The sequence below is a fragment of the Collinsella sp. OM08-14AT genome (genome assembly GCF_003438115.1).
GTDB lineage: Bacteria > Actinomycetota > Coriobacteriia > Coriobacteriales > Coriobacteriaceae > Collinsella.
In genome coordinates this window covers 36,443-43,165 of the sequence record NZ_QSTE01000017.1, presented here as the reverse complement: position 1 = coordinate 43,165, position 6,723 = coordinate 36,443, and the positions used below count along the sequence as shown (strand labels likewise).

Below are 6,723 nucleotides of genomic sequence, written 5' to 3'. Positions count from 1 at the left end.
ATCATCGACGTCTTCAATACAGAAGATATCAGTGCGGAATGCGTTGGAAAGTAAACCATTGCCGAGCCCTGGGCATTCTTGGCTGTGTTCGAACAAGCAACCCAACATATATATCTGAATTTGGATGTGAGGGGCGCTTTGTTTTTGGGTGCCCTTACAAGAAAGCGTGACTTGGGGATGGGATGGGCACTTTGCTTTTTAGTGCCCTGAGATGGGGGCGAGACTTTGGAATGAGAGGCTAACTTAGGTGAAGAGGGGCTGTATGGCTGATAGGTAGTCTTTGGCTACGTCGGCTTTGTCTGCTTGGAAGTTGTGCCAGGCCCACCATTGGACCATTCCTACGAAGCTTGAGGCTATGTGGTGTAGTAGGAAACTGCGGTCCATGGTGCCGGCGGGGACTGCGGGGTCGACGGGGACGGTTTCGGCTGCGCGCGACATGATGGTCTTGCGGAGACAGTCGGCGAAGACGCGTGAGCCGGCGCCGGCTACGAGGGCTCGAACGCCCTGGCGGCGTTCCCAGAGATTGTTGAGGATATGCTCGACCTGCACGAGTGGGTCGTCGAGCGGTGTGCCATCGTCGTCAAGAGCGTGGGTGCAGATGTCGCTCACGAGTTCGGACAGTAGGTCGTCTTTGCTCTTAAAGAGACCGTAGAATGTCGCGCGGCCTACGTGAGCGCGAGCGATGATGTCGCCGACGGTGATCTTGCCGTAATCTTCCTCGCGCAGGAGCTCGGAGAACGCCGCAACGATGGCGGCGCGGCTTTTTGCCTTGCGGGCATCCATGGCTATGCGTCCGCGTGAACGAGCAGGCAGCGGAGCGTGCCGGAGCAACCCTCGTAGGGGCGTTTGCCGGCGCCGTAGCCGACAGCTTCGATGCGGTAGCGTGAGGGCAGTTGGTCGGACGTACGCAGGGCGGTGACGATGGCGGCGCCTGTGGGCGTTACGAGCTCGCCAGCGACCGGTGCAGGCGTGAGAGCGATATTGCCCGCCTGGCACAGGTTGACGACAGCGGGGACGGGAATGGGCATGAGGCCGTGTGCACAGCGGATGGTTCCGTGGCCCTCGGAGAGCGACTCGACCACGATGTCCTCAATGCCCAGGTCATCGAGGCAGATGGCGACAGAGCAGACGTCGACGATGGAGTCGATGGCGCCCACCTCGTGGAACATGACGGTCTCGGGCGTTTTGCCGTGAGCCTTGGCCTCGGCAGCGGCGAGTGCGGTAAAGATGGCGAGGGCGCGACGCTTGGCGCCATCGCTTAGCTGCGAGCCATCGATAATGGCGGTGACGTCCGCCAAAGACCGGTGGTGATGGTGGTGGGCGTGATGATGCCCCTCGTGGCCATGGCCGTGGATCTCATGGTCATGGTCGTGTGTGTGCTCGTGCTCATGCTCGTCATGGTCATGATGATGGTGGTGCTCATGCTCATGCATATGCTCGACAGCTGCTTCGTTGCCGTAGAGCCAGGCCATATCGTGGTCGTGGTTCTCGAGCTCCTCTGCCAGCTGAACGTCAAAGTCGCAGGCGTCGATGCCGTGCTTGTTTACGCGCGTGACGGCGATCGAAAAGCCATCGACCGGCAGCGTGGCGAGCTGTTCGCGCAGCTGCTCCTCACTGGCATCCAGGTCGAGCAGGGCCGCAACGGTCATATCGCCGCTGATGCCCGAGGTGCCGTCGATGATAAGCGTGTGCTGATGGTTGGACATGGGATGCTCCTTAGCGGGCGCAGGGCGTGCCGGCGCTCAGATGATTGATAAGACTTGCCTGGTAGGCGGCACCAAAGCCGTTGTCGATATTGACGACCGAGACGCCGCTGGCGCAGGAGTTGAGCATGGCGAGCAGCGCGGCCACGCCACCAAAGTTCGCGCCGTAGCCCACGCTGGTGGGAACGGCGATGACCGGGCAACTCACCAGGCCGCCGATGACGCTCGCCAGGGCGCCTTCCATGCCGGCGATGGCGATGACCACCTGCGCCTGGGCAAGTTCATCGGCATGCGCAAGCAGGCGGTGCAGCCCGGCGACGCCCACGTCGTAAAGGCGATCGACTTCGTTGCCATAGAACTCGGCCGTCAACGCGGCTTCCTCGGCGACGGGCAGGTCGCTCGTGCCGGCGCAGGCGACAACGATGCGTCCGTTGCCGGTAGGGGAGGGCTTGCCGCCCACGAGGGCGAGCTGCGCGTCCGGGACATATCCCAGGTCGATGCCGTTGCCGAGAAGCTCCGAGGTGCGGGCGGCCTTTTTGGCGTCCAGGCGCGTGACCAGGATGCGCTCCTGGCCGGCATCGCGCAGCGCTTTGATAATGGCGGCAATCTGATCGGCGGTTTTACCGGCACCGTAGACAACCTCGCCGGCTCCCTGGCGCACCCCGCGCGAAAGATCGAGCTGCGCAAAGCCCAAATCGGCGGTCGGAGCCGTCTGGATGCGCGTGAGGGCGACGGCCGGGGTGACTGCCCCGCCGGCAACATCGCTCAGTAACTGCTCAAGATCTCGCTTATCCATATATGTTCCCTTCGACGGCGCAAAGTCTAGCACTCAAAGGGTATGTTTCCGAACATTAAGACAAAATTGTTCGGAAACTATAGGACAGACTGATTCAATTGTTAGACGGATCGACTAGTCACGCAGGATGATGTCCATGGCGAGCATCAGATTGCGCTCGTCGATGGCAAACGGGGCGGCCTCGCGCGTCTTGGGCTTGGCACAAAACGCGATGCCCGTGCCCGCGGCCTGAATCATGGGGATGTCGTTGGCACCGTCGCCGATCGCGACGGTGTGGGCCATGTCGACGCCGCACTCAACTGCCCAGTCCAGCAGCTGGATGAGCTTGGACTCCTTGGTCACAATGTCGGCAGCCAACTTACCGGTGAGCTTGCCGCCTACGACCTCCAGACGGTTGGCCAGGCAAAAGTCGATTCCCGCGGCGGCCACGATCTTGTCGGCAACCTCGTGGAAGCCGCCACTTACGACGCCGACCTTCCAGCCCTTGCTGTGCGCCGAGCGCACAAGCTCCAGCGCGCCGGGGGTAAACGTCACGCGCTCAAAGGTGCGCTCGAACACGCTCTCGTCCAAGCCGGCAAGCAGCCCCACGCGCTCCTCGAGCGCTTGCTTAAAGTCAAGCTCGCCGCGCATGGCGCGCTCGGTGATCTGCGCCACTTGCTTGCCCACGCCGGCTTCCTCGCCCAACAGGTCGATGACCTCCTGGTTGATGAGCGTGGAGTCGATATCCATAACGATGAGGCGTGCAGTCATGGCGGGCCTTTCCAAGTGCAGTTGTATTGGGGCACATTGTCGCACGTGACGAGCGCGGGCGGGTGTCACGGCGCGTCAATTGTTTCGTCTCCGTCAAGTCTTTGGGCAGGAGCCACTTTTTCGCGGCACATCGACGCGAGTGCGATAAGATAGAACGCCATGTCTGGCTGCGCGGTTTACGCAGGCTGGGCAAATCTGTACGACGCCGCCCGGAACGACACGGGGCGGCACAGATCCATAAAGGAGGATCACTGGTATGAGCCAGACCCGTCCCATCGATGAGCATTCCATGCACACCCGTACCTGCGGCGAGCTTCGCTTCGAGAACGTGGGCGAAGAGGTCACCCTCACCGGTTGGGTGAGCCGTCGCCGCGACCACGGCGGCCTTATCTTCTGCGACCTTCGCGACCGTGAGGGCATCACGCAGCTCACCTTCGACCCCGAGCACTCCGACGGCGACGCCTTTAAGATCGCCGAGACCATGCGTCCCGAGTGGCCCATCAAGATTCACGGCGTCGTGCGCGCCCGTGGCGAGGAGACCACCAACACCAAGCTCGCGACTGGCGAGATCGAGGTCCTGACCGACCACGCCGAGGTGCTCAACACGTCCGTCACCCCGCCGTTCCAGATCGAGGACGGCATCGAGACCAGCGAGGACACCCGCCTGCGCTATCGCTATCTGGACCTTCGTCGTCCCGAGATGATGGCCAACCTCAAGCTGCGCTCCGACTTTACCTTTGCCATTCGCGAGGCGCTGCACAACCGTGAGTTCATGGAGGTCGAGACGCCCTCCCTGTTCAAGTCCACGCCCGAGGGCGCCCGCGACTTCATCGTCCCCAGCCGCATCCAGCCGGGCAACTTCTACGCCCTGCCGCAGTCCCCGCAGCTCCTGAAGCAGCTGCTTATGGTCGGTGGCGTCGAGCGCTACTATCAGGTTGCCAAGTGCTTCCGCGACGAGGACTTGCGTGCCGACCGTCAGCCCGAGTTCACCCAGGTCGATATCGAGATGTCCTTCGTGGACCAGAACGACGTTATGAGCGCGCTCGAAGAGGTTCTTGCCGATGCCTTCGGCCGCATGGGTGTCGAGATGCCCACGCCGCTGCGTCGCATGAACTACTGGGAGGCCATGGACACCTATGGCTCCGACAAGCCCGATACCCGCTATGGCATGCACTTGGTCGACCTGACCGACATCTTCGCCAACTCCAAGTTCAAGGTCTTTGCGACTGCCGCGAACGAGGAGGGCTCTGTCGTCAAGGCCATCAACGCCAAGGGCGCCGGTGCCTGGGCTCGCGCCAAGATCGATAAGCTTGCCGGCGTGGCTTCCACGTTTGGCGCCAAGGGCCTTGCCTGGATCGCCTTCCGCGAGGACGGCTCCATCAACAGCCCCATCGTCAAGTTCTTCTCGGACGAGGAGATGGCTGCCCTGCGCGAGCGCATGGACGTCGAGCCCGGCGACCTTGTGATGTTCGCCGCCGGCCCGCGCCTGCTCTCCGACGAGATCCTGGGCGGCATGCGTTCCCACATGGCTAACGCGCTCGAGATCAAGCGCGAGGGCCACGACTTCTTGTGGGTCGTCAACTTCCCGCTGTTCCACTGGGACGAGGACCGCAAGGCTTACGCTGCCGAGCACCAGCCCTTCACCCTGCCGACCGAGACCGACATCGCCAAGATCGAGGCCGACCCGCTGGCAGCCGGTTCCTGCACCTACGACTTTGTCATGGACGGCTTTGAGGCCGGCGGCGGCGGTATGCGTATCCACAACGCCGAAATGCAGATGTCCATGCTCAAGCTCCTGGGCTTTACCGAGGAGCGCGCCGAGTCGCAGTTCGGCTTCCTCATGGAGGCTCTCAAGTTTGGTGCGCCCCCGATGGGCGGCTTCGCCCTGGGCCTGGACCGCGTGTGCATGCTGCTCACCGGCTCCGACTCCATCCGCGACGTCATGGCGTTCCCCAAGACGGCCAGCGGCTCCGACCTCATGTCGGGCGCCCCGAGTGCCGTTTCCGGCGCCCAGCTCAAGGACGTCAGCCTGCGCCTGATGTAGGCAAGCGGCTACATATTGCCCGTAACGAGGGAAGGACACGTGCCTTCCCTCGTTTTTTATACGTCGAGATTGTGAGGGCATGGGATGACCGGGCGTTGCGGAAAGTGCGTCCCGGAATCTGCGTCCAGAACGGGTCGCGCTTTCCCAAAGGGGGTCCTCTGGGAAAGCGCGACCCAGAATTCGGCAAAATAATGGGGCACAGTTTCCGCTTGAGCGGTCTAACGGAAACTGTGCCCCAGAATGAGCGCTCAAAACGGGGCAGGCTTTCCGCAACAACTGTCTGGCGAAAAGCCCGGCCCAGTTTCCTACAGCGAGTCTCTCTGAACGAGCTGCATGTGCATCACGGAGGTGGTGGGCTCGGCGCCCTTGATCATGTCGAGCGCAATGTTGGCGGCCATGTGGCCTTCTTCGCGCAGGGGCTGGCGGACGGTCGTGAGTGCGGGGACGCAGCGCGCCGCAATCTCGTGATCGTCGAAGCCGACGACAGAAACGTCCGCCGGAACGGATAGGCCTGCCTCGTTGAGTGCGGTGATGACGCCAGCCGCGATACGGTCCGATCCGCAGAGCACGCCATCGAAAGCAATCTCGCGCGCGAGGATCTGGTGCATGGCCTGATAGCCGTCTCCGCTGTTCCAGCCGGTATAGATAACGTTTGCGTCTGGGAGGTCTTCGCCCAAGACGGCGCGGTAGCCGCGCAGGCGGTCGACAACAGCGGGGTTGTCTTGCGGTCCCAACACGGCGACGATATCTTTGCGCCCGCGCTCCTTCATGGCGAGTGCCGCAAAGCGTCCGCCCTCTTCGTCGTCAGAGTAGACCGTCGAGAACACATCGCGATAGGGGTGACCCTCGAGCTGGCCGCACAACACGGTGGGCACGCCCAGCTCGCGCAGTACCTCGAGCAGTTCGCTGCCCTTGTAGGGGGAGACGTTGATTACGGCGTCGAACGAGCGGCGCTCAAAGTGCTCGCGTGCGCGGTTGCGCTCATGCGTAGAAGACGCCTGCAAGATAACGGGCAGATAGGATGACTCCGACAGTTCTTCGGTAATGCCGCTCAAAAACTCGCTATAGGTGGGGTCGCTGAAGAGTTCACTCAGGGGCTCGGTCACGAGCACGGCGATGATTTCCGTGCGTCCGACAGCGAGCGCTCGGCCACGAGCGTTGGGGACAAAATTGACTTCCTTGGCCGCTGCGCGGACGCGCTTTTTGGTTTCCTCGCTAATGCGGGGCGAATCGTTGAGGGCGCGCGATGCCGTGGAGCGCGACACGCCGGCAGCTGCGGCAACCTCGGCAAGCGTAGGTGCGGTGCGAACTGGTTGGGTCATGGCGTCTCCTGGAAAATGCGGTCGATGTTGTCATTGATACGGGCTGGTGCGGATACAGCTTACTATAGTGCGCCTGAACAGCGTTCATGATATCCGGCCACTGGTGGC

Annotated in this window: 6 protein-coding genes; 1 reads left to right on the top strand and 5 read right to left on the bottom strand. The window is 62.3% G+C overall.

What is annotated here, in order from left to right; genetic code table 11:
- Positions 1 to 243: 243 nt before the first annotated feature.
- From DXC18_RS09005 to serB, 4 genes are all read right to left on the bottom strand, one after another.
- Positions 244 to 783, bottom strand: coding sequence for a TetR/AcrR family transcriptional regulator (locus tag DXC18_RS09005; protein ID WP_117716932.1), 540 nt, complete (start codon positions 781 to 783; stop codon positions 244 to 246).
- Between the two features lie 2 nt (positions 784 to 785).
- Positions 786 to 1,706, bottom strand: a complete 921-nt coding sequence (locus tag DXC18_RS09000) for a LarC family nickel insertion protein (protein WP_117583382.1) — start codon at positions 1,704 to 1,706, stop codon at positions 786 to 788.
- 10 nt (positions 1,707 to 1,716) lie between these two features.
- Entirely contained in the window at positions 1,717 to 2,499 is a 783-nt protein-coding gene (larB, locus tag DXC18_RS08995; protein ID WP_117716931.1) for a nickel pincer cofactor biosynthesis protein LarB, read from the bottom strand.
- Positions 2,500 to 2,613: 114 nt separating this feature from the next.
- Positions 2,614 to 3,249, bottom strand: a complete 636-nt coding sequence (gene serB, locus DXC18_RS08990; protein ID WP_117583380.1) for a phosphoserine phosphatase SerB — start codon at positions 3,247 to 3,249, stop codon at positions 2,614 to 2,616.
- A 256-nt stretch (positions 3,250 to 3,505) separates the two neighbouring features.
- Here serB and aspS point away from each other — a divergent pair, with 256 nt between their 5' ends.
- The gene (aspS, locus tag DXC18_RS08985) at positions 3,506 to 5,293 is read left to right on the top strand and encodes an aspartate--tRNA ligase (protein WP_117583379.1); all 1,788 of its coding nucleotides are present in this window, start codon (positions 3,506 to 3,508) and stop codon (positions 5,291 to 5,293) included.
- Positions 5,294 to 5,598: 305 nt separating this feature from the next.
- Here aspS and DXC18_RS08980 read toward each other — a convergent pair whose 3' ends face one another.
- Positions 5,599 to 6,615 carry a LacI family DNA-binding transcriptional regulator gene (locus tag DXC18_RS08980; protein WP_117583378.1) on the bottom strand — a complete coding sequence of 339 codons (1,017 nt, stop codon included), beginning with the start codon at positions 6,613 to 6,615 and terminating at the stop codon, positions 5,599 to 5,601.
- Positions 6,616 to 6,723: the final 108 nt, after the last annotated feature.

Bases quoted from the DNA above. Each gene is read 5' to 3' on its own strand.
- DXC18_RS09000 (WP_117583382.1), bottom strand. From the start codon at position 1,706: ATGTCCAACCATCAGCACACGCTTATCATCGACGGCACCTCGGGCATC.
- serB (WP_117583380.1), bottom strand. From the start codon at position 3,249: ATGACTGCACGCCTCATCGTTATGGATATCGACTCCACGCTCATCAAC.
- DXC18_RS08980 (WP_117583378.1), bottom strand. From the start codon at position 6,615: ATGACCCAACCAGTTCGCACCGCACCTACGCTTGCCGAGGTTGCCGCA.
- larB (WP_117716931.1), bottom strand. From the start codon at position 2,499: ATGGATAAGCGAGATCTTGAGCAGTTACTGAGCGATGTTGCCGGCGGG.
- aspS (WP_117583379.1), top strand. From the start codon at position 3,506: ATGAGCCAGACCCGTCCCATCGATGAGCATTCCATGCACACCCGTACC.
- DXC18_RS09005 (WP_117716932.1), bottom strand. From the start codon at position 783: ATGGATGCCCGCAAGGCAAAAAGCCGCGCCGCCATCGTTGCGGCGTTC.